This window comes from Serratia sp. NCCP-200 (assembly GCF_059697885.1).
The window spans coordinates 390,122-411,670 of the sequence record NZ_BAAKUJ010000002.1; the positions used below are offsets into that span (position 1 = coordinate 390,122).

General features: G+C 52.2%; 23 protein-coding genes and 1 riboswitch. Of the genes, 3 read left to right on the forward strand and 20 right to left on the reverse strand.

Going from position 1 to position 21,549, the window contains the following annotated elements:
• Positions 1–250: 250 nt before the first annotated feature.
• From dcuC to AC6HVW_RS07125, 10 genes are all read right to left on the reverse strand, one after another.
• Entirely contained in the window at positions 251–1,621 is a 1,371-nt protein-coding gene (gene dcuC, locus AC6HVW_RS07080; RefSeq protein ID WP_021805349.1) for a C4-dicarboxylate transporter DcuC, read from the reverse strand.
• A 9-nt stretch (positions 1,622–1,630) separates the two neighbouring features.
• The gene (locus tag AC6HVW_RS07085) at positions 1,631–2,458 is read right to left on the reverse strand and encodes an alpha/beta fold hydrolase (RefSeq protein WP_071682291.1); all 828 of its coding nucleotides are present in this window, start codon (positions 2,456–2,458) and stop codon (positions 1,631–1,633) included.
• A 133-nt stretch (positions 2,459–2,591) separates the two neighbouring features.
• Positions 2,592–3,449, reverse strand: coding sequence for a MurR/RpiR family transcriptional regulator (locus AC6HVW_RS07090; RefSeq protein WP_021805347.1), 858 nt, complete (start codon positions 3,447–3,449; stop codon positions 2,592–2,594).
• Between the two features lie 160 nt (positions 3,450–3,609).
• The gene (locus AC6HVW_RS07095) at positions 3,610–4,515 is read right to left on the reverse strand and encodes an alpha/beta hydrolase family protein (RefSeq protein ID WP_021805346.1); all 906 of its coding nucleotides are present in this window, start codon (positions 4,513–4,515) and stop codon (positions 3,610–3,612) included.
• A 22-nt stretch (positions 4,516–4,537) separates the two neighbouring features.
• On the reverse strand, positions 4,538–5,584 hold the full coding sequence (locus AC6HVW_RS07100) for a porin (RefSeq protein WP_071682290.1): 1,047 nt from the start codon (positions 5,582–5,584) through the stop codon (positions 4,538–4,540).
• A gap of 445 nt (positions 5,585–6,029) precedes the next feature.
• Entirely contained in the window at positions 6,030–6,236 is a 207-nt protein-coding gene (locus AC6HVW_RS07105) for a hypothetical protein (RefSeq protein WP_021180021.1), read from the reverse strand.
• 72 nt (positions 6,237–6,308) lie between these two features.
• Complete coding sequence (pnuC, locus tag AC6HVW_RS07110; RefSeq protein WP_021805344.1) at positions 6,309–7,052, reverse strand: nicotinamide riboside transporter PnuC; 744 nt, start codon at positions 7,050–7,052, stop codon at positions 6,309–6,311.
• Complete coding sequence (locus AC6HVW_RS07115; protein ID WP_021805343.1) at positions 7,052–7,804, reverse strand: nucleoside phosphorylase; 753 nt, start codon at positions 7,802–7,804, stop codon at positions 7,052–7,054. Before AC6HVW_RS07115 ends, pnuC begins: the two co-directional genes overlap by 1 nt.
• Before the next feature lie 44 nt (positions 7,805–7,848).
• Positions 7,849–8,550 (reverse strand): Crp/Fnr family transcriptional regulator, encoded by a 702-nt coding sequence (locus AC6HVW_RS07120; protein WP_059200127.1) that lies wholly within the window; start codon positions 8,548–8,550, stop codon positions 7,849–7,851.
• A gap of 233 nt (positions 8,551–8,783) precedes the next feature.
• Positions 8,784–9,452, reverse strand: coding sequence for a DUF3313 domain-containing protein (locus AC6HVW_RS07125; protein ID WP_059200128.1), 669 nt, complete (start codon positions 9,450–9,452; stop codon positions 8,784–8,786).
• A gap of 1,107 nt (positions 9,453–10,559) precedes the next feature.
• Here AC6HVW_RS07125 and AC6HVW_RS07130 point away from each other — a divergent pair.
• A complete protein-coding gene (locus AC6HVW_RS07130; RefSeq protein ID WP_071682289.1) occupies positions 10,560–11,999 on the forward strand; it encodes a GGDEF domain-containing protein in 1,440 nt (479 codons plus the stop codon).
• 4 nt (positions 12,000–12,003) lie between these two features.
• Here AC6HVW_RS07130 and AC6HVW_RS07135 read toward each other — a convergent pair whose 3' ends face one another.
• A complete protein-coding gene (locus AC6HVW_RS07135) occupies positions 12,004–12,165 on the reverse strand; it encodes a YnfU family zinc-binding protein (RefSeq protein WP_021180016.1) in 162 nt (53 codons plus the stop codon).
• A 73-nt stretch (positions 12,166–12,238) separates the two neighbouring features.
• Positions 12,239–12,721 (reverse strand): cold-shock protein, encoded by a 483-nt coding sequence (locus tag AC6HVW_RS07140; protein ID WP_071682288.1) that lies wholly within the window; start codon positions 12,719–12,721, stop codon positions 12,239–12,241.
• Positions 12,722–13,067: 346 nt separating this feature from the next.
• Between AC6HVW_RS07140 and cspE the strand changes: the two genes are divergently transcribed.
• Complete coding sequence (gene cspE, locus AC6HVW_RS07145; RefSeq protein WP_002210315.1) at positions 13,068–13,277, forward strand: transcription antiterminator/RNA stability regulator CspE; 210 nt, start codon at positions 13,068–13,070, stop codon at positions 13,275–13,277.
• Between the two features lie 248 nt (positions 13,278–13,525).
• Here cspE and crcB read toward each other — a convergent pair whose 3' ends face one another.
• Both crcB and adrA read right to left on the reverse strand, forming a co-directional pair.
• Entirely contained in the window at positions 13,526–13,909 is a 384-nt protein-coding gene (crcB, locus tag AC6HVW_RS07150; protein WP_071682287.1) for a fluoride efflux transporter CrcB, read from the reverse strand.
• Between the two features lie 72 nt (positions 13,910–13,981).
• Positions 13,982–14,045: riboswitch (Fluoride riboswitch) on the reverse strand.
• A 187-nt stretch (positions 14,046–14,232) separates the two neighbouring features.
• Entirely contained in the window at positions 14,233–15,297 is a 1,065-nt protein-coding gene (gene adrA / locus AC6HVW_RS07155) for a diguanylate cyclase AdrA (RefSeq protein WP_071682286.1), read from the reverse strand.
• A 218-nt stretch (positions 15,298–15,515) separates the two neighbouring features.
• Between adrA and tatA the strand changes: the two genes are divergently transcribed.
• Positions 15,516–15,722 carry a Sec-independent protein translocase subunit TatA gene (gene tatA, locus AC6HVW_RS07160; protein WP_021180013.1) on the forward strand — a complete coding sequence of 69 codons (207 nt, stop codon included), beginning with the start codon at positions 15,516–15,518 and terminating at the stop codon, positions 15,720–15,722.
• Between the two features lie 96 nt (positions 15,723–15,818).
• Here the strand turns inward: tatA and lipA are convergent, their stop codons facing one another.
• From lipA to mrdB, 6 genes are all read right to left on the reverse strand, one after another.
• Positions 15,819–16,784 (reverse strand): lipoyl synthase, encoded by a 966-nt coding sequence (gene lipA, locus AC6HVW_RS07165; protein WP_021805338.1) that lies wholly within the window; start codon positions 16,782–16,784, stop codon positions 15,819–15,821.
• On the reverse strand, positions 16,777–17,445 hold the full coding sequence (lipB, locus tag AC6HVW_RS07170; protein WP_037375143.1) for a lipoyl(octanoyl) transferase LipB: 669 nt from the start codon (positions 17,443–17,445) through the stop codon (positions 16,777–16,779). Before lipB ends, lipA begins: the two co-directional genes overlap by 8 nt.
• Positions 17,446–17,580: 135 nt before the next feature.
• Positions 17,581–17,847 (reverse strand): DUF493 family protein YbeD, encoded by a 267-nt coding sequence (gene ybeD / locus AC6HVW_RS07175; RefSeq protein ID WP_021180010.1) that lies wholly within the window; start codon positions 17,845–17,847, stop codon positions 17,581–17,583.
• 102 nt (positions 17,848–17,949) lie between these two features.
• Positions 17,950–19,161 carry a D-alanyl-D-alanine carboxypeptidase DacA gene (dacA, locus tag AC6HVW_RS07180; protein WP_021180009.1) on the reverse strand — a complete coding sequence of 404 codons (1,212 nt, stop codon included), beginning with the start codon at positions 19,159–19,161 and terminating at the stop codon, positions 17,950–17,952.
• Between the two features lie 184 nt (positions 19,162–19,345).
• Entirely contained in the window at positions 19,346–20,425 is a 1,080-nt protein-coding gene (gene rlpA / locus AC6HVW_RS07185) for an endolytic peptidoglycan transglycosylase RlpA (RefSeq protein WP_497569315.1), read from the reverse strand.
• A gap of 10 nt (positions 20,426–20,435) precedes the next feature.
• The gene (gene mrdB, locus AC6HVW_RS07190) at positions 20,436–21,548 is read right to left on the reverse strand and encodes a peptidoglycan glycosyltransferase MrdB (protein WP_021805334.1); all 1,113 of its coding nucleotides are present in this window, start codon (positions 21,546–21,548) and stop codon (positions 20,436–20,438) included.
• Position 21,549 lies beyond the last annotated feature (1 nt).

The window sequence follows — 21,549 nt, forward strand, 5'->3', positions numbered from 1 at the left end:
CCCCTTTCTTGTTCTTGCTCTCAACTTTCCGAAGCTGTGCGGGCTAACCGCAGACTCCGGACAGCTCCCTCTCCCTGTGGGAGAGGGTTGGGGTGAGGGGTAATTTCAGGCAGTGTACAGAGGGAAAACCAGGCGATATAGAGGCGGTGAAACATTTCAGAAAAGACCAGGTTTATGGTCAGGAAATGGGCAGTTGGCGAGGATTTGATGATAGGGCAGAGATTTCCCTGCCCCGAGTTTTAACAGGGTGTTAATTCAGGATGCCGTTTAGCACCAGCATGGTGATCATCCCGCCTACAGCGGGGATCAGCGTACGGCGGACAATCATAAACGGCGAGCATTCACCGGCCTTGCTGACGGCAATGATCACCCCGGCCACCGGGGAAATCGATCTTCCCATACCGGCCATCAGTTGCATTGGCAGGATCATGCTGACGGCGCTTTCGCCAAACTTGGCGGCAATGCCTGGAGCCAGCCCAGAGAAGGAGAAGAACGCCGCCACGCCGGAGCCGGTCAGCGCCGCGGTCACGCAGACCAGCAGGGCCATCACGATCGTCATATTGCCAAAACCGAAGCCCGCGGCCTGAACGGTGTGAATAATGAAGTCAACGGCCCCGATGATCTGTAAGCCCTGGGCGAAAACGTCGGCACACACCAGCAGGGAAACGATGCTGGTAAACATGGTGCCCATGCCTTTGAAGAACACCTGGATGCCTTTGCAGGCGGTTTTGAAATCTCTCCGTACCAGCAACTCGCAGAAAAATGCCAACAGAGTGCCGATGATCATCGCTGTCACCACGTCAATCTTGATGCTGCTGATCACCAGTGGGCTGAAGACGATCACCAGTATCACCGGGAACACCGGCAGGAAAGCGTAGAATGCCGGTACCTTGGCTGTGTCTTCGCTGGTTGGCTGTTCCACCTGCTGTTGGGTGACGATATGCCCGTCTTTGGCGTCAAAGTAGCGTGCGGTGAAGAAGATCAGTACCGCTACCGCCAGCATCACGCCGGTGGCGACCGGCAGTTGGTAGTGAGCAAAGTAGACGGCGGTTTCCATACCGGCATGTTTAGCTGCCAGGTTGGCGGTGCCCACCGCCGGGCCGAGATCCATAAACGCCGACATGCCGATCATCGAGGCGGCGGCGGCTTTACTGACTCCAAGCCGCACCAACACCGGGAAGAAGGTGACCAACAGCAGCATCGCCAGACCGGCCGCGCTGGAAATCGCCACGTGCAGCAACTGGGATAAGATGTAGCCGATCGCCAGGATCAGGTAAGGAGCCTTGATCATCTGCAAGGGTTTGATGCACAGATTTACCATCGAGTTCGACGCTTTGATGTGATCCATATAGTCGGCAAAACCGCCCGCCGCCATAATGATCAAACCGATGCCCGCCACCTGGGTGGTCAAAGACTCTTTCACGAACGCGAAAATATCCCCGCCAACCCAGCCGATGGATTTGGCCTTGCCGTACAATATCGATTGCTCGGGAAAGAACACCGCCGTGATCAGCAGCAGGCTCAGCCCCGCCAGCAGTAACACGGTTTGCGGCTGGTAGTTTTTGATAATAAACCAGGCCGCCAATACGGTAACGATCATCCCGATGATAAATCCAGTCATCATTTCCCCTTATGAGTGTTTGGCAAAAAACTCATGCAATAGCGTGTTGTAATAATCCGGAGCCTGGAAATAAGGCGCATGGCCCATACCGGGCATCTCGATATGTTGGGTATAAGGCACCAGCGCCAGCAGATCGGCTTTGAGCTGTGGTTGCACCACGGCGTCTTTTTCACCGGTGAGGATCAGCGTTGGCATCTTGAGCTGGGGCAGTAGCGGGCGGTTGTCGGCGAGTTGCAACATGCGAGTGGCACGCCTCAGGCCTTCCAGATTGGTGCCTGCCGCAATGTCTGCCGCATAGTCCAGCACCGCTGTGGGCACATCTGGGAAGGGAAGCAGATCTCGGGCGCGGTTTCTACCGTAGGCTTCGCGGCCGATTTCGGCGAGCTCTTGCAGCCGTTTTTCCAGCTTTTCCGAACTTGGGGCCGACTTTGGCGCGCCATAGCCGGGATGGGTGCAGGACAACACCAGGTTTTTTACCCGCTCTGGATAGCGTGCGGCGTAGCGGCTGGCAACGGTGCCGCCCATTGAATGCCCGACGAGGGAGACTTTCTCTGCCCCGCAGTGTTGCACCCACTCATGCAGCATCTGCACAAAAGCGTCGATATCGGCCGGCACCAGCGCAGAGTCGGCATAACCGGGCGCATCCCAGGCCATGACGCGGTAGTGGGGAGAAAAGGCGGCAAACTGGAATGGCCAGGCTTTCGAACTGCCCAGAATACCGTGTAAAAAGATCAGGGTTTCGCCCTCACCGCAGGCGCGGAAAGATAAATTCCCCTGTGAGGTACGTAGAATTTGCTGCTCAGGGCAAACAGGGATTGCGCTGTTTTCACTGCTCATGATAAAGCCTCTTTTCATTAAATAAACGCCACAGATGGATTGCTACATGGCATTCTGGTAAGCCAATGCTTAGCCCTGAAGCAACAGGGCTATAAAGATGGTTGGTGAATATTAATACTGCCTGGTGTTGGTATTATTTATTGAAAACGTTAAATGCCTCGAATAACGACTCCATGACGTTGAAGTTCTCGTTTAATTCGTTGCTTTTCACTTCGCCCATATAATTGACCAGCGCCTCGATTAATACGAAGCCCGCGCTGCGGCTGCTGAACAGCCCGCTATGCTGGCTCTCCATCAGCAACATCGCCGTGGCGAAGTGGCTGAACGGATTGACGGCATTATCGGTGATAACGATGGTATCGCCACGATGTTGATAAAACCATTTTATCAGCCTTGTCGTCACGCTGGAAAAACGATAATAAGAAATCGCCAGTAGCACATCACCTTTTCTCGAGTCGATTAGCTTATGCGGTAAATTGGCAATATTGGCATCCAGTAGCACAATGTCTTTTTTGATATAGCGGCCAAGCAGATAAAAATACTCGGCCAAGGCATGTGCCGTTGCGCTGCCAATCACATACAGCCTTTTTTCCGGATCGCAAATCAGCGCGATGGTTTTCTCCAAATGCTGGCGATTGATGTTTTTCAACGTATTGTTGATATTATCGGTGATCTCGCCGCAGTGTTTTTCTATGAATTCGATGCCGTTTTTTCTGTTTTTGCTGTTGTCGAAGCGTTCTATGGGGGAGATGTTTCTGCGCTGCTCTGGCTCGATGGTGGACTCTTTGAAGTCACGAAAGCCGGTGAAGCCGAGCTTCATCATAAATCGCCCCAAGGTTGACTTGGCGATGTTGATCTCATGGCAAACATCGATCACTTTGCTGTAGGGGATGGACTCAAAGTGTTTGTCAAAATAGTCGATGATACGCCGATCCGTTTCTGTCAGATTATCAATGCTGGCAATACGTTGAGTGAATTCCGCTCTGTTCATGTCAGTTTTCCCCTCTACGTCATTTCTTCCTTCATTAATAACAAAACCCAAGGGAGAAAAAAGGGGAATCAAAAATTCCCTTGTCAGAAGTGTGTGTCATCTCTCATTCCCTTCTGACCCGCGCTACCGCTTGCTTTGGCAGTAGCGCGTTCTCCTCAAGTTACGGTTGTACCTTGAACTCGCCATGCTGTTCAAACCAGGCAAATTGCTCTGCGCCATAGGCAGACATCTTCGAGCCGCTATGCCCAACGTCGGGCAAGGTCGTAAAGCGCCAGTTGAAGTCGACCTTATAGCGTTTGGCTTTCTGCTGCGCCGTCAGGAAATAGCTTTGTGCACGGGTTAACCGGCTATCCCCCTGTGCCATGGCTTCATAAGAGCGGCGCAGCAAAGGGTGATACGGATCGTTATCTTTTTCACCGACGGTGATCAGCACGGGTTTGGCAAAGTAGTCGGCCAACTGTTTTTGCGTCACTTTCACCGGGGCATTGTCCAGGCCATAGGGCCAGGGGTTTTCCACATCTGGCATGGTCCACCATCCGGCTGCCGCACAAATGGCGGCTTTGACATTCGCCTCAGGGACAAAGGTCAGCATTCGGTGAACAAACTGGCAGCCAGCGCTGTTACCAAATAAATAATAGTCTTGTTGTTTGGTGATCCCCTGTTTTTGCATATCGGCAAACAGATCGTCAATGACCGTGAAAGCCCATTCCCCTTTAGGGTTGACCTGGTGGGTTTTGGTATTCTCGATATTCCCCAGGTTATAGCCGTCGTTACCGGGATAATCGGCTTCGGAGAACAGCGGGGCGATGACGATAAGTTTGTTTTTCTTGGCATTTTCTACCCAAGAGTCGCGGTACTCATCGGCATTACGGTTCAGCCCGGTCAGGACAAACACTACTGGGGTGTTGGCATTGGCACCAGGAGGCTGGTAGCTGAAGACCTCCATCTTCTTGCCGGTTTGTGGCACGGTAAAATCGAAACTACCGCTCTCTTTTGGCAGCGCGGCTGCGTGGCTGACGCTGGCGCTCAACGCTAACACGGCGAATAAACTGAGAAAATTGTTCATGTTTTCCATCCTTGCGCAGTGATTAAAATTCGTAACGTAACCCAAGTACCCACAGGTTTTCTGCCGAATCGTAGCTTTGCCGATCGTCATAAATGTAGGTGGCAGAAAGATGTACATCTTTTTTCAGGCGATATTCCAGTTCAGAGATCCACTGTTTGCGGTGGGCGTAATCATTTTCAGACTCGATCAACTGCGAGTAACCACCACGTAGCGCGACTTTGCTGGTAAACCAGTATTCGGCCAGCGAGTCGAAGGCATCATAATCTTTGTCTGGCTTGCCGGTTTGCTCGTAGGTTTGTCGACCAACGTTGATACCAAGATAAGCCTTGTCGTAGCTGAGGCGTATGCCAATCCCTTTTTGGGAGTAATCGGTGTAGTTGCCGCTTAGGCTGGTATTTTTGGGGTCTTTGGTCATTTTCTGCCAGGCAATCACCGGTTTGATTTTTAGTGGCGTACCCATCACCGGGAATTCAAAAGCGTAGCCGAGGCTGGCCATATAACCATCGTCAACGGTGCTGTCGCTTGCACCGTTACCCATCACGTAGGCGGTGCGAACGTCCAGCCCGCCATAGGTGTATTCATATTGTAATGTGCCGTCCTGACGGTTCCATTGATAGGAGGAGTCGATACGCGTGCCGACCCAGTTGGAGTAAACGTTAGCCGTGTAGTTCATGTAACGATCGGTGATGCCCATCCACTGGTACATCGGGTTGCGCGTACGGCCAACCATCAGTTTCCCCAGATCCTTACCGTCAATCCCGATATAGCCATAACGAATATCCCAGTTATCTTCGGCGACTTCGGTATCGTTCTTCTGAGTATTAACCTGCCATTCCAACTTGCCAAACAGGCCGAATTGCTCATCGAGCTTTTGTTTGGCTTCAAAGCCAAGACGGCCGGTCAGGTTGGTGGCATTGGTGTGTTCATCTGTCCATTCATTGCCGGTTTGTGCCTCGATACGGCCATAAATATCGAGTTGTGTTCCTTTACTGTTATAGACCGTCACCGCCTCGGCGGCGCTGGTGGCTAGCAGGGCAGGAAGGAGTAATGCCAGAGGTATTGTTTTCATTATTATGATCCTGTGTAAGGTAAGTCATTTTTCTTGTTTTTTTATTAATATGAGGCGAACTAAAGCGACTCACTAAAAAATAATGAGTTGAGCTGGATGCATTAATCTCTCTAACGACTTGTGCTTGAGGTAATTTATTTAATAATAAACAGAAAATAGCGAGCCAATGAGCAACCTACGCCGCACATGATTTAATGCTGATAAGAAAGTCCAGGTTTGATTTTTTAGTTATCGCCCTCTTGGTGATTGATTTTTACACTATAGGAAGAGGGGATATGTTGTGAATGGGAATCAAAAATTCCCTGGTTAAATATGTGAGTGCTGGCACAAATATATATTACGGATAAAGACATCGGGGGGAGGTAAGCAGTTTTTTTGAGGAGAGCAGACAATAAAAACCCCCGCACAACGTGGATTGTGCAGGGGTTTCGGCAAGGCAAGGACGTTACTTCTTCTCTACGGCTGCCTGGATGGCATCTGCCAGAGAGCTGACGTGCTTTTCTGCCGTTTTCAACTGGTATTCGACACCGTTGCCGTCGTTGGTGTCAGACAGCGTTGCTTTCAACAGTTCCAGTGCTGCCTGCACCGCCAGTAATCTGCGTTTTTGCTCTTCCGTTGGAGCGATCCCAGAGCCAAAATAATTCTCTAACATGTTCATTTCCTTTCGCTAGACCTACCGAAATGGCAGACAACACAGGTTACATGGGGGGGATATCCGCCATTTTCAAGGCATTGCCTTGAGTGCTGTCTCTTGTTGCAACGGCTTTGAGCCATGTTGGCGCGCACTGTTGATCCAGGCAAACGACCCCATCAGCGCAATCACCGTCAGTAAAATATACTCCAACGACATGGCATAAACCCCCTGGATGGCGTAAATCACTACGCTGATCACGTCAATCAGCACCCATAGCAGCCAGTTCTCGACGTATTTGCGCGTCATCAGTACCATGGCGGCGATCGACAGCACCAGCATGGTGGAATCCCACAGTGGGAAGGCGTCTGGTTGCAGTTCAGGCATCACCACCGAAAGCCCCATTCCCTGCATAATGCCGATGGCAATGCGCGTCAGCACGGCGAATACCGGATCGATAAACAGCGACATCAAGGCGATAGCCACCACGCAAACCACCAGCAGCGTGAGAGCCTTTTGCCGTGGCAACCAGCGGATTTTCAGCGCGGCTTCGTTATTTTCGTTTTGACGGCTCCAGGCATACCAGCCGTACAGGTTGGCGGCGAAGAAAAACACCTGTAGCAGCAAGCTGGCGTACAGCTGGATCTGGAAGAAGATAGCGGCAAACAGCGTGACGTTAATCAAACCAAACAGATAGTTGATAATCTTCTCTTTGCTGGCAAACCAGATGCACAGCAGGCCAAAAACCGTACCTATGGCTTCGATCCATGACAGCGCATAGCCACCTTCGCCCAGAGGAATGTTGACCATGACGTTATTGATGCTGAAAAAATCCATTATTGCGTCCTCTCAAGATGATCCTGATACAGCGTTTCGAGCGCGAGCACGATTTCGCGTTCCTCGCCACGTTGGCAGGAATGCTCCTGCTGTTGATAGTCGTTGATGCTCTGTTCCAGGCAGCCCTGGTGTTCCACCACCACGTTCAGGATAGAGGCAATGCGCATATTACGCAGTGCGCCAACGACCATCAGCGGGGCGGTTTCCATATCGGCGGCGAGAATACCTTTGGCCGACCAAAAATCGGTGATCTCCTGTTCGCGGTCGGTGTAGAAACTGTCATGGCTACGCACATAGCCACAGTGCGTACTGTATCCCAGTTTTTGTGCCTGTTGGCGCAGCAGATAAACCAGGCCGCAGTCGGCACTGGCCGGGTAGGCTGCGGGGATATAGGCATTGCCGGTGCCTTCATCGCGCACTGCCGCGCTGGCAATCACCAGATCGCCCAGCTTCATTGAACTTTGCATCGCGCCGCAGCTGCCAATACGCACCAGGCAGTCTACGCCGATCTGATGTAGTTCTTCGGCGGCGATGGCGGTAGAAGGGCCACCCATGCCGGTGGAAATCACCAGGACTTCCACACCACGAAACCAACCGCGCAGCGCCCGGTATTCGCGATTTTGGCCAAAATCCTCCACCTGATCCAGAAAGCGGGCAACGTGTTCGACGCGTTGTGGATCGCCCGGTAACAGCGCGTAATGGGCGTGTGTCATCTGCCGGCTAAGCCGGATATGCGGTTGTAGTTGAGTCATGGAACTTACCTGCGTTTTATACTGGTTGGCACTAAGGCCAAAAATTAAAACTCGGCCTGTTGGTGTAACCGGACTGGATCGATTACCGCAATCCGTTCACCGTTGACCGTAATAATTTGCTGCTCGCGCAGTTCAAACAGGATGCGGTTGATACTGCGTGGGGCAACGGCAAACTGTTCGCTGAGCTGTTGTTTATTAATGGTAATTTCTCCTTCATTTTGGGCTCCCTGGTGTTGGTAGCTTTGCCACAGCGCATGGCAGACGCGCTGGTGCAATGAATAGAGACTGTCTTCGCCCGCTTTTTTCGACAACTGATAGTACTGGCTGCTGAACGACTGAATGATTTTCTGGTTGAAGTAATTGTCGACCGTCAGCCAGTGGCAAAAATCGCTGCGTGAAAGCGTCAGTAACGTCACTTCACTGGTCGCTTCTACCGAGCAGATATACGGCCTTTGCTCAAAGATCTCGAGCTCACCCAGCATGTCTCCGGCGTGGTAGCGTGCCTGTAAATATTTACGCCCATCGTCGGCGTGAATAAATACGTCCACATTACCCTGCGCTATCAGGTGAAATTCATGACAAATTTCATGTTGTTGACATATCAGCGTACCTGGCCTGACTTGCTGCAACTGCCAACGGCGTAAAATAGCCAACGGGCAATATTTCAGCAGGTCGTAAAGTATGGCATCACCGGTAACTAACTCGACAACGCTCAACCATTCACTGTTTTTTTTGTCGTTCTGCATAGCATTAACTATAAAGTTCCTCGGCAGGTAAGGACAGGACGCCGGTCCGACGGCAATGTCAAAAAGGGCGTAAAACTGGAAGCTGGCTCTGATATTAGAATATTGCTCGGGACATTTGTCCCAGCTTGTTTATCGACAACGGGGGGATGTGATGGTGCTCACATATTAAATGGGGAAAGAGGGAGCAGGGGAAAAGATGGGGAAAACTATTTCCCCATCTTTTGCAGCACTAATTATAGTTTCGGAAAGTTCACAACATCCGTCACCATATCATCAATGGCTTTCTTCACGTCGGCCAAGGTGATTGGGGCATTTTCATTACTGACCGTTTTACCTAAGCCTTTACGGACTACGGCCAGAACCGTTTTACCGGTATCTTGATCGATCAGTTTGATTTCCATGAATAACGCGGTGTCTTGCGTTCTGTGTCCGCTGGCGGCCATGGTGGTGGCAATGACGGCTCCAATAGGAACAACTTCATAGAATTGCACCCCTTCGTTTTCAGCCGTTACCGCAGTAATGGCGACTTTAGCGACCAGTACGCGTGAGCCTGATGGGGTAGGCAACAATGTTGTGCGTTGTGCAACGGCATTTCTTAGTGAGGTGCTGGCGTATTCTCTGATCTGATCCAGCGTTTGCTGACTCACCCGAGCAGTGGGTTTTGCCGGTGGGTAGAAGACCAACGGGGTAATATAGATGCCACGATAGTCAGACTCTTTAAAACCGGGAGCTACCCAGCGCAATACCTGATGCCCGCTGGCGGTTTCCGTTTTTTGCAGCTTGCTATAGTCCTGCAGGAACCCGGAATACTGCGTAGTTTCTGCAACCTTGGAGGTACATCCCGCCAGCAACATACCCGCAGCCAAAGCGGCCGCGGCAACGCCAAAACGATTTTTTTTCATATACTTCTCATCATGAAGTAGGGGGGGGGTTGTGCCTAAAAAATATAGCACTAACCTGCAAAATAAGACATGGGAGAGCTCTTACAGAAAAATAGCGTTGTTACAGATTGGTTTTTATTACAGCAGGGATAGCTCATTAATAAACCCCGGTGCAATGGCGTCGCCAAAGGGTTTGTAATGCAAGGCCTGCAATTCACCCGGTAAGCGGCAATCGGTATGCTGCACACACCATAAAAAGCCATGTTGCCATTGGTTACAATTAATGTCCTGTCAGAGTAAAACTACTTGTTTGTCAGTGCCTTCTATCAGGCGTTACATCTGGCACATCATCCTTACCCAAGCATGACATTTCTATACACTCGCGCTGGTAAGGTTATTCCAGCCCGATGATGTTGTGTTAGTCCTGTAGTGTATTACCATCCCTTTGATTTTATCCCGCCTTGTGCGGGATTTTTTTTGCGCGTCCATAGTGCTCAATGCATTAGCCCATCTGGCAGCCGTTAGAAAGCGTGGTGACTTGCCGGTTAAAGAAGGGGGATACCTCAGCGTGATCCACTTTTTCTGCACAATTGAGGGTTAAGATAAGCCGGTTTTTAGCCCGTTTGGGTTAACACTGCATTTCGTAACTTTATGCCCGGTTCCTAGCCGGGCTTTTTTACGCCTAGGGTCTGCTTAAGCTTGCTGCTTTACCTTCACTCCCCGCGCTGGCCTGTGGGCCTGCGCCTTAACTGTCAATTTAGTTGTCGACCTCTAGCCAGCCCGCAGCTCTTTACGGGCTTTTCTCATTGCGCTTCTGCTGGCGTTGCAGGAAAATAACCCATAAGTAAGAAGAGTCTTAACCTTATGCCCTTATAATTTCTCATAGTTTGTTATTTCAATAGCGTTAACAATTTAGACTATGCTGTTAACAACCATGTTCGTTAAAGGGATGAGTCCCGCGAACAGGCTTTTACATTGTCAGCGGCGAATTAAACTAATAAGACAAGATAAGGTTTTTGATTGATTTAATTGACCATTTTAATGGGCGTTGTGGTTCGTTGCGACTTTTTTGGGGAAAGAAACCATGCTTATAGTCAGTGTTGTTATTATTGCCTCGCAGGTTATTTCATGAGCGTAGAAAGACAGCGTTTGCCAGCGACGGTTTTGTTGGTCAATGTATTTTTATTGGCCTACCTGCTTTCCTTGTTTGGCATTTTCACCCGTCCGTTAGGGTCGCTCTCCCTGTTTTGGCCGGTGAATGCTATTTTGCTTGGCTTGATGCTGCGTAAGCCTGGCTATGCGACGATGTTGGGGTGGATAGGTACCTATCTTGGCATGATCGCCGCCGATCTCAGCACCGGCGAAAACTGGCCATTGGCACTTTGGCTAAATGCCTGCAATATGGCGCTGATTGCCACCGGCTATGCCGTGATGTCGATGCTGCCCAAGTCTCAACGGCGTATGGGCAAGCCCCAGGCGATTTTGTATATGTTTACTGCCTGTCTGCTTGGGGCCGCGCTGTCGGCAACGCTGTCGGTGTTACGCACTGACAGTCAATACAACAATACGCTGATCATTGCCTGGATGTCCTGGTTTAGCGAACAGTTCTCGACCAACCTGTTAATCCTGCCGGTCGTGCTTGCCGCCCCACGCTTAAAACAATTGCTGAGCCTGCAATTTGGTTGGCAATTGCGCTCCAGCCTGCCTTTGCTGGCGTTGTTGCTTTCATTGGCGCTTAGCGTGTATATCGGTGGACCGGGCGCCATAGCCTTCCCCATCCCTGCACTGTTATGGTGCGCCGTGCGTTATCATTTATTTACCGTCACCTTGCTGACGTTTCTTACCGGCGTGACGGAGATTGTCAGCATTTCTGCCAATCTGATGCTGTATGAAACGCCGGGAGCGCGAGGGGCGGTGATGGACAGCCTGATGTCAGCCCGTTTGGGCATCGCCATGCTGGTGATGGGGCCGCTGATTTTGTCCAGCTCGATTGCCGTTAGCCGTAAACTGCTGCGCCGGCTGGAACACAGTGCGAATCACGACTTCCTTACCGGGACTCTGGCGCGTAGTGCTTTAACGCGCAAAGGCAAGGAAATGCTGGAACAGAAGCAGCGTACGAAAGAGGCGGTGTCGTTGCTGTTAATCGATATCGATCACTTTAAATTGATCAATGATACCCATGGTCATGCCATCGGTGACCACGTCCTGGCGGCATTCGCTCATATTTTGCGGCGTGAACTGCGCCACGACCAGTTATTTGGCCGTCTGGGGGGCGAAGAGTTTGCCATTATGCTGCCGCGGGCGCTGGGGACGCAGGCCGTGGCCTTGGGGGAACATTTGCGCCAGCGGATAGAAAGCGCCGAGCTGAACCCCAACGGCAAGGCACCATTGCGGATCACGATTAGCGTGGGCGTGGCGAGTTTGGCAATGAATGAGGATAAATCACTGGAACAGCTGATGAATATGGCGGACATTGCGCTTTATCGTGCCAAGTCTCAAGGCCGTAACTGCGTCGAATCGTTTAACATGGTCAGCGGCAACAGCCTCAACCATGTCATATTCAAATAGCGTTTCAGCCCTGTTTTGGTGCGAATTGCGTGCCGCAGTTAGGGCAAATCAAGGTGCTGAGTTTACGCAGTTTTGAACATTGCTGTTCGGTAACATAAGCACACTTTGGGCAGGCAATTTGAGTGGTGCGGTTATTGTAACCTTTAACGCTGGTGGATTCAGACATATCGCGTACCTGTGTCAGGTGAAAACCCACGCTAACACAGGTGCCATTAAATAGCTTTGAATGTTTTCAGGGGCTATAGGGTCTTCAACGCCTGCACGGTTTCATCGATATCGATTTCATGCTCAGAGAAGACGTGAGTCGCGTTCTGGAAGGTGGTGATTGACAGCATACGCAGCGTTTCCGTGGCGGTTTGTGGCGCAACGGCGACTTGCGGACGGATACGGTTCATCAGCAACCCAACGGACAACACGGTGTTCTCTTTATCGACCTCCACCTTGACCGGCACTTCTTTGGTGAAGGTATCGAAGGACTTGATGCTGGAGATTTTGATTCTCTCATTGGCGATGGTGATGTACTTGCTTGGTGCCTGTACCTTTACCGCATAGGCCGATGGCCCTTTGGTATTGTTGGTTGGCTCAAAGGTTACCAGCGCATTTTTCTTAATCAGCTCTGGGTTTTGCACTTTAATCACGTGAAAATAACGATTTTCCCCGTTCTCGTCGGTGATAAAACCGAAGCCTTTGTCTTCAAAAAAAGTCGTTATCTTGCCGTTCATGGTCATTCTCATCAGGTCGTTCGTAACAGCGCTAATGATAACGCGTAATGCCGTGTAGTGACAGGGGGGCGGTGTTTCATCAGCAAGACGAAAACCTAAAAACTGCGGATTGAGGGGCAATAATGGGCCACATAGGTGTTTAATCGGTCGCTCAACGGTTTTTTGGCGGATTGGGCTGCCTTGGCCGTCCCTGGTAACCGTGGACATCAATTTACAGGGTAAATAACCAACTTTTTCACTTTTTATCGATTTTATGTGATCTGTGTTGTGGACAAAATCCTGTCTAATTGCTGTACTGTACTGGACACACATTTTGTGTCTTACATTCACGTTAAAGGTAAGTTTGATGTCTAAGATTAAAGGTAGCGTTAAGTGGTTTAATGAATCTAAAGGTTTCGGTTTCATTACTCCAGAAGATGGTAGCAAGGACGTTTTCGTTCACTTCTCTGCCATCGCTAGCAATGGTTTCAAAACTCTTGCTGAAGGCCAGCGTGTAGAATTTGAGATCACGAACGGTGCCAAAGGGCCATCTGCTGCTAACGTTATCGCTATCTAAGCTACAGTAGCCAAAATTGTTAAAACCCGCTCTATGAGCGGGTTTTTTATGCTTTTTTTTCAGGCCGGGAGCGGTTAAGGGAACAGGTAAACCTTGATGAAGGCCAGGGCGATCAGCACGCACGTCAGGGTGACAATCCATTCAGTAGTGGTTTTTGGCAGGTTAAACATTCAATTCCTCACTCAGCACAGGTTACTGAGCGAGGATTATCCCGATGGCAGATTAAGAAAACATTAAGCCCCGGGATTTTATTGGCCGTAAAATGCTTTGACCAGCATAAAAGCCAACAGCGTCATCGCCAGCGAACCCGCCAGGTTGAGTAGCATATTGGTGATGGCCCAGACAAGGCGCCCGTCCTGCAACAGATAAACCACTTCGAGCGAGAAGGTAGAGAAGGTAGTCAACCCGCCGCAAAAGCCGGTTGTGATCAGCAGCTTCCAAACTGGGTCAATGTGTGTCATACGGATAAACAGCGCCAGGGCTAGCCCGATGATAAACCCCCCCACCAGGTTTACGGTCAAAGTGCCTAATGGAATGTGCGGATGTAGAGGGTTGAGCTTAAGGCTCACTGCCCAGCGCAATACGCTACCCAAACCACCGCCAATAAATACAGCCAGTAAAGAACTCCACATGGTGATAAACCCTATCTAAAGATGGAAGATGCTCAGAAAGGTTCAGGCAAGCGCCTACGCACCTCTCTGAGAGGTTACGTAGACATCATCAGCCTGTGAAAGGCGGTTATGGAGGAATGTCATCTCCGTTTGTTGGCGCGAAACAATCGCGCGGGGCAGATTTTACACCTTGTCGCTGTGGTTTTGTAGTAGCTTCAGCCAGACAGGAATTACTCACTTCAATAACCGCAGTTAACACCGCACACCTGTTACGCTATTTCTCGACGCCATTTATCCAACCAATTTATCAAATCATTAAGCCATTAACTTAATAAACTAGTGAATTAGCATTGATGTACGGCGAGCTCCTGCCGGTTGCGGCCATTATTTTTTGCCCGATACAATGCGATATCGGCGGCCTTCAACCATTCCTGGTAGTCAAGCATCTCGGGCTGGTAATCGGCGACCCCGGCGCTGATATTCAGCTTCAACCCAGGCGCTTCACGGAAGACAACCTCGTTTAGGCGCTCCTGAATGCGGTGGAGCGCCTGGCTGGCCTGTTCGGCACTGGTATTTGGCAACACCGCGCCAAACTCATCACCGCCGTAGCGCCCCACGATATCCATCGCCCGCAGCCCTAGCACCAATTCTTCCGCCAGAACGATCAGCGCCTCATCCCCCAGCCCATGGCCGAAGGTGTCGTTGATGGCTTTGAAATGGTCAATATCCATCAGGATCAGCGTAGCCGGATGATTATAGCGCCGGCAGCTATCAAACTCATTGTGCAGCAGATGTTCCCAATGGCGGCGGTTAAACACGCCGGTCAAGCCATCACGCGTGCTGATGCGCAATAACTCCTGTTGCTTTTCTGCCAGCCGCTTGGCGGTTTGGTAGGTCACATAACCCAGGAAGACTGGGTAGATGAAGATCATCGGCAGACACAGATAAACCTGCAGCGGTGTGGATTGTGGCGTAAAGGGGAAGCCCAGTATCGCACTGGTAACCACCGCCCCGATAATTTGCGCCATCAGCCCTTTGAAATACAGAGACGGCCCACCGGAGGCGATATTGTTCATCCCCATCATCGACAGGATCACCACGGCGGGGAGCGCATTGAAACCCATGATGGCGACCCACATCCCACCTAGCAGCGCATCGATGAGCAGATTGCGGATCTCGGTAGTGTAGGGGGCTTCGCTGCGGATAGACCACTGATAAGCGATATGTGGCCAGATAAAGCCATTCACTGCCAGCAAGATCCACACGCCAACCGGCTGGTGCTCTGGATAGAGCGCCGTAAGTACGCACCAGAAACCAATCCCCAGGCCGACAATACGTGGCAGGTAGAGGCGCCTGGCGAAGTTGAGACCTGCACGCCGGGTGTTAAAAGCCGATGGAGCTGTAGGCATCCCATGTTTCCCTGTGATGAATTATGCAGCCAGCCAGGAGCCGGAAAAAGCGAATAGCTAAGAATATGCCCTATAATCTAAGCATAGAACATCTCGGGTAGATCTCACCTTGTTACAACTGGTTGTTGTTATAGCCGAAAGAAAGTCGCTAAATACCTATAGACATAGTTTGTTCCCGCGCTGCGTCCTGCAGCCATAAATGAATAAAGAAGGTGAAAATGGAAGGTATCAGTATTACCAAGCTGCTGGTAATTGCGGTGTTGATCGTCTTGCTGTTCGGCACCAGCAAACTGCGTACTCTGGGCGCGGATTTGGGGGCGGCGCTGAAAGGCTTTAAAAAAGCGGTGGGCGATGACACCCCTCCCGCACAGAATACGGCTGAAACGCCTACCGCGCAGCAGAGCGTCGAAAAGAAAGACGTTTAAGCGCCCCTGCTGTTGAGCCATAAAAAACGGATGCCCGCAAGGACATCCGTTTTTTGGTGTTAATCGCAGGTGAAGCGTAACAAAAGATTACCGCGGTTACTTCACTTCCAGCCCTTTGGCCTGCAAGTCCGCATGATAGGACGAGCGCACAAACGGGCCGCAAGCAGCATGGGTAAATCCCATTGCCATCGCTTCTTCTTTCATTTCGTCAAACTCCGCCGGGCTGACATAGCGCTGCACTGGCAGATGGTGACGGCTTGGTTGCAGATACTGCCCCAGCGTCAGCATGGTTACGCCATGACGGCGCAGATCGCGCATCACTTCCACGATTTCCGCGTTGGTTTCACCCAAACCCACCATCAGGCCGGATTTGGTCGGGATCGAGGGGTGCGCTTCCTTAAAGCGCTCCAGCAACTTCAATGACCACTCGTAATTAGCCCCGGGACGTACCTGGCGATAAACACGCGGCACGTTTTCCAGGTTGTGGTTAAACACGTCTGGTGGCGTGGCGGTAAGGATTTCCAGCGCACGATCCATACGGCCACGGAAGTCTGGCACCAGGGTTTCGATCTTGATGTTCGGGCTTTTGGCTCTGATGGCGGTAATGCAGTCGGCAAAGTGCTGCGCGCCACCGTCACGTAAATCGTCACGGTCAACCGAGGTGATCACCACATAGCGCAGTGCCATGTCGGCGATGGTTTGCCCCAGCTTTTCCGGCTCGTTGGCATCGGGAGCCACCGGGCGGCCATGGGCCACGTCGCAGAATGGGCAACGACGGGTACAGATGGCCCCCAGGATCATGAAGGTGGCGGTACCGTGGTTAAAGCACTCAGACAGGTTGGGGCATGATGCCTCTTCGCAGACCGAATGCAGGCCATTTTTGCGCATCGCGGCCTTGATGCCTTGAATGCGCGTAGAATCGGCAGGGAGTTTGATCTTCATCCACTCGGGTTTGCGTAACAATTCCTGGCGCTCGGTGATGACCGTTTTTACCGGGATCAACGCCATTTTGTCTGCATCGCGGTATTTGACGCCGCGTTCCATCTGAATCGGTTTACTCATAATCGTGCAGGTTCCAGTTACGAAGCTCGACCGTCTGGTAGCCGAGTAAATGTACAAATTCCTGTACCAGAATGGGATGCACATCGGCGATCCCGACACCTGGTGCCAGCGCGCTGACTTGTGTCATCTGCATTCCGGCATAACCGCAGGGGTTGATGCGTTGGAAAGGGGTGAGATCCATAGCGACATTCAGGGCCAGGCCATGAAATGAGCTACCTTTGCGGATCCGCAAGCCTAATGAACAAATCTTTTGTTCACCCACGTACACGCCGGGCGCATCCGGGCGCGCGCGTGATTCGATCTTGAAATGGGCGAGGGTATTGATAACGGTCTCTTCCAAGGCCGTGACGAGTTGGCGAACACCCACCTTGTTGCGCTTCAGATCCACCATCACGTACATCACCTGCTGGCCGGGGCCATGATAGGTGACCTGGCCGCCGCGATCGCTCTGGATCACCGGGATATCGCCTGGCATCAGCAGATGTTCTGCCTTACCGGCCTGCCCTTGGGTGAACACGGCTTGATGCTGCACCAGCCACAATTCATCGAGCGTGGATTCGTCGCGGTGATTGGTGAAGCTGTGCATTGCTTGGGATACAGGCTCATAGGGCTGCAACCCTAGCTGACGGAGAATGATCTTATTGTGTTGCAAGCGGGGCATCGTCAGGTTACAGAAGTGGTAAAAACATTATACCGGGCGCTCTGGCCCGCGACCAGCATTTATCCCTGGCGAACCAGAGCAACCCGGACAGCGGTGGCGCTGAACCAGGTTGGCTGGCAGGGAGTTATGCTGTAATTACAGCACCATACGGACAATTTCAATATTGCCCAACTCTTCATATAACGTTTCCACCTGATCGATATGGGTGGCGGTGATGGTGATGGAAACGGAGTGGTAGTTGCCTTTGCTGCTCGGTTTGACCTGCGGGTTGTAATCCCCTGGAGCATGGCGTTGCACCACTTCAACCACCTGGTCTACCAACTCGGGGTGTGCCAGACCCATTACCTTGTAGGTAAAGGTACAAGGGAATTCGAGCAGTTCGTTCAGTTTAGTCTTTTGCATGTAGGTGCGCTCCAGCTGTGGCGGATCTCTAAATTATAACTCCCGCCGGGGCGGGAGTTAGTGTTAATTGTTATATGGGGCCGAACTCAGCCGATTCAAGGGTTAACCGAACCAGTGATGGAACATCAGGCGGATATAATCCACGATGCGGCCAAAGAAGCCACCTTCTTTCACTTCGTTCAGTACCACCAGCGGACGCTGATCGATGGTTTTGCCATCCAGCTGGAAATTGATGGTGCCAACCACCTGGTTTTTGGCCAGCGGAGCATGAATTTCCGGAGTGTTCAGCACGTAGCTGGCTTTCAAATCTTTCATCCGGCCGCGTGGGATGGTCAGGTAGGCATCTTTGTCTACGCCCAGTTCGACGCGATCGGCATCGCCGAACCAAACGGGTTCAGAAGCGAACTCTTTACCTGCTTTCAGTGGCGCGACGGTTTCAAAGAAGCGGAAGCCCCAGGTCAGCAGTTTTTTGCTCTCGGTTTCGCGGCCTTTATAGGTACGGCCACCCAGCACGGCGGAGATCAGACGCATCTGGCCTTCCGTCGCTGAAGCTACCAGGTTATAACCCGCCGAATTAGTGTGGCCGGTTTTAATCCCATCGACGTTCAGGCTGGTATCCCACAGCAGACCGTTACGGTTCAGCTGACGGATATTGTTGAAGGTGAACTCTTTTTCTTTATAGATAGCGTATTCGTCTGGCACATCGCGGATCAGCGCCTGGCCGATCAACGCCATATCACGCGCCGAGCTGAACTGACCTTCCGCATCCAGGCCGTGCACGGTTTGGAAGTGGGTGTTTTGCAGGCCGAGCTGTTTGACGTAGGTATTCATCAGGTTAACGAACGCGTCCTGGCTACCCGCGACATAGTCCGCCATGGCGACACAGGCATCGTTACCGGATTGCAGGTTGATACCACGAGTCAGCTTGGAAACCGGCACGCGGTCCCCCGGCTTGAGGAACATCAGTGAAGAACCTTTGAACACCGGGTTGCCGGTAGCCCAGGCGTCCTGACCCACGGTGACCAGATCGTCCTGGCCAATCTTGCCGGATTTCAGCGCTTGGCCGATGACGTAGCTGGTCATCATTTTGGTCAGGCTGGCAGGGTCGCGGCGTGCGTCGGCGTTCGATTCCGCCAACACTTTGCCGGAATTGTAATCAATCAGGATGTAGGCCTCGGCATCAATCTGCGGCACACCTGGGATCATGGTTTTAATATTAACGTCGTCTGCGTGGGCAACTGACGCTGCGCTGAGCGCGATGGCAGTGCCAAGCGTGAGGCTTTTGATTAAGCGAAAAGAGGTTACCTGTTTCATGATCGGGACTACAACATCCGTAAAAGTTAAGTTAAAAAACGAGTCACACTATAGCAGACGGGGCTCCGGCAGGCATTAGCCATTCGGCCGACAGTAGGGGGTTTACACAGATTTACCTGAAAGAAAATGTTTCAGATAAGTCAACGACCTGCTGTCGGCGGTATCGGCCTGCCGAGTTTCACGACTAGGGTGCGGCAGTGATAAAGGACTGTTGTTGTGCCTCACTGGCCAGACGCTGTTGCAGCTGTGCGGCCTGTTGACGATTGCTGAACGGGCCAAGCTGCACGCGGTAGACGGCGCCGTTGGCGGCGACCTTACCAGGAACGCCAAACTGCTGGCTCAGCTGTTGTTGCCAGCTTTGCGCACGCTCGGCATTACTCAGGGCACCTACTTGTACGACATAGCTACCGCTGGTACTGGCTGCGGCTGCGGTGGCCACAACCGGGGCTGCAGTTGGCGCGCTGATGACCGGTTGGGGTTCTGTCCCTTCCAATACGCCAGGGGCTAACGGCTGCGGCGCACCAAGGAAACCACCGCTACGACCAGTGGAGGCGGCAGGGGTAGTGCTGCTGTCGTTGTAGTTCATGCTGCCGTTGTCAATCGTTTGAGCGGCAGGGGCGGCAATCGGTGCTGATTGCTGCATCGGTGCATCCATACCGCTGCCGGAACTGAGATCCGGGCGTGGAGGCAGGGCGTAACTCTGTTTGGCGACGACGGTACCCACGGTACCAGGGCCGCTCAACGTGCCGTCTGGAGCAACCTTGATAAAGTCGACCTGCACCTTGGTGTTGCTGGACAGGTTGAGGCGATCGGCGGCAGCTTTGGACAGATCGATAATCCGGCCAGAAGTATAAGGGCCGCGATCGTTCACGCGTACCACCAGTTGACGGCCATTGGCCAGGTTGGTGACGCGTACATAGCTCGGGATAGGCAAGGTGGGATGAGCAGCGGTCAGCGCATTGGGATCGAACTGCTCACCAATGGCGGTAGTGTTGCCGTTGGCCTCTTCGCCGTACCAGGCCGCCAGGCCGGTTTGCGAGAAATTCTGCGGATCTTGCACGATGCGATAAGTGTCGCCATTAACCTTATAATCCTGCAGGGTGCCAGGGTTATAGGGTTCATAGTGAGGCTCCACGCCGCCGATTTCGGTCACCGGCCCGTTGTAGGCTTGTTGCACCGGAGCCTGTATTTCTTCCGTCGTGGTACAGGCGGAAAGTAATACCGCAGCAGCAACCGCGCCGACCCAAAGCCATTCCTTACGCATTGCACACCTCTTATAGATTTTTAGACAACATTTTCCGATGCGTGTGGATCGACATCACGATGCCGAACCCAGCCATGAGAACGATCAGCGCCGACCCCCCGTAACTGACCAAAGGCAAAGGTACGCCAACTACCGGTAAAATGCCACTGACCATACCAATGTTAACAAACACATAGACAAACAGGATCAGCATCAGCCCACCTACCATTACGCGGCCAAAGGTGGTCTGTGCCCGGGCGGCGATCATCAACCCGCGGATAATCACCAGCAGATACAGCACCAGCAGCACCAGTACGCCGATCAGGCCAAGTTCTTCCGCCAACACCGCGAAGATAAAGTCGGTATGGCGTTCCGGCAGGAATTCCAGCTGAGACTGAGTGCCGTGCAGCCAGCCTTTACCCGATAGACCGCCAGAGCCGATGGCGATTTTCGACTGAATAATATGGTAACCAGCCCCTAACGGATCGCTTTCCGGATCGAGCAGCATCATCACGCGGTCACGCTGATAGCCGTGCATCAGGAAGAACCACAACACCGGGATAAAGGCGGCCAGCGCTACGGCAGCCACAGCGATCAGCTTCCAGCTCATTCCCGACAGGAACAGCACAAACAGGCCAGAGGCGGCGATCAGGATCGAGGTGCCCAGATCGGGCTGTGCGGCAACCAGCAAAGTGGGCAGGAAGATCAGCACTAGCGCGATGCCGGTATTCTTCAGCGAAGGCGGGCACACGTCACGGTTCATAAAGCGTGCCACCATCAGCGGCACGGCGATCTTGGCGATTTCCGAAGGCTGGAAGCGCACAAAGCCCAGATCCAGCCAGCGCTGCGCCCCTTTACTGATTTGGCCAAAGGCATCCACCAGGATCAGCAATATCACGCAGAAAATATACAGGTAGGGTGCCCAGCTTTCATAAACCCGCGGCGGGATTTGCGCCATCACGCCCATCACGATCAGCCCCATCAGGATCTGGCCGATTTTGCGCTCCATCATGCCCATATCCTGGCCGCTGGCACTCCACATCACCACGGCGCTGTAGATCAGCAAGGCCAGAATAAACAGCAGGAATGTCGGGTCAATATGGATTTTGGTCCAGATAGAGCCCTTTTGTTGGCTTTCAGTCATG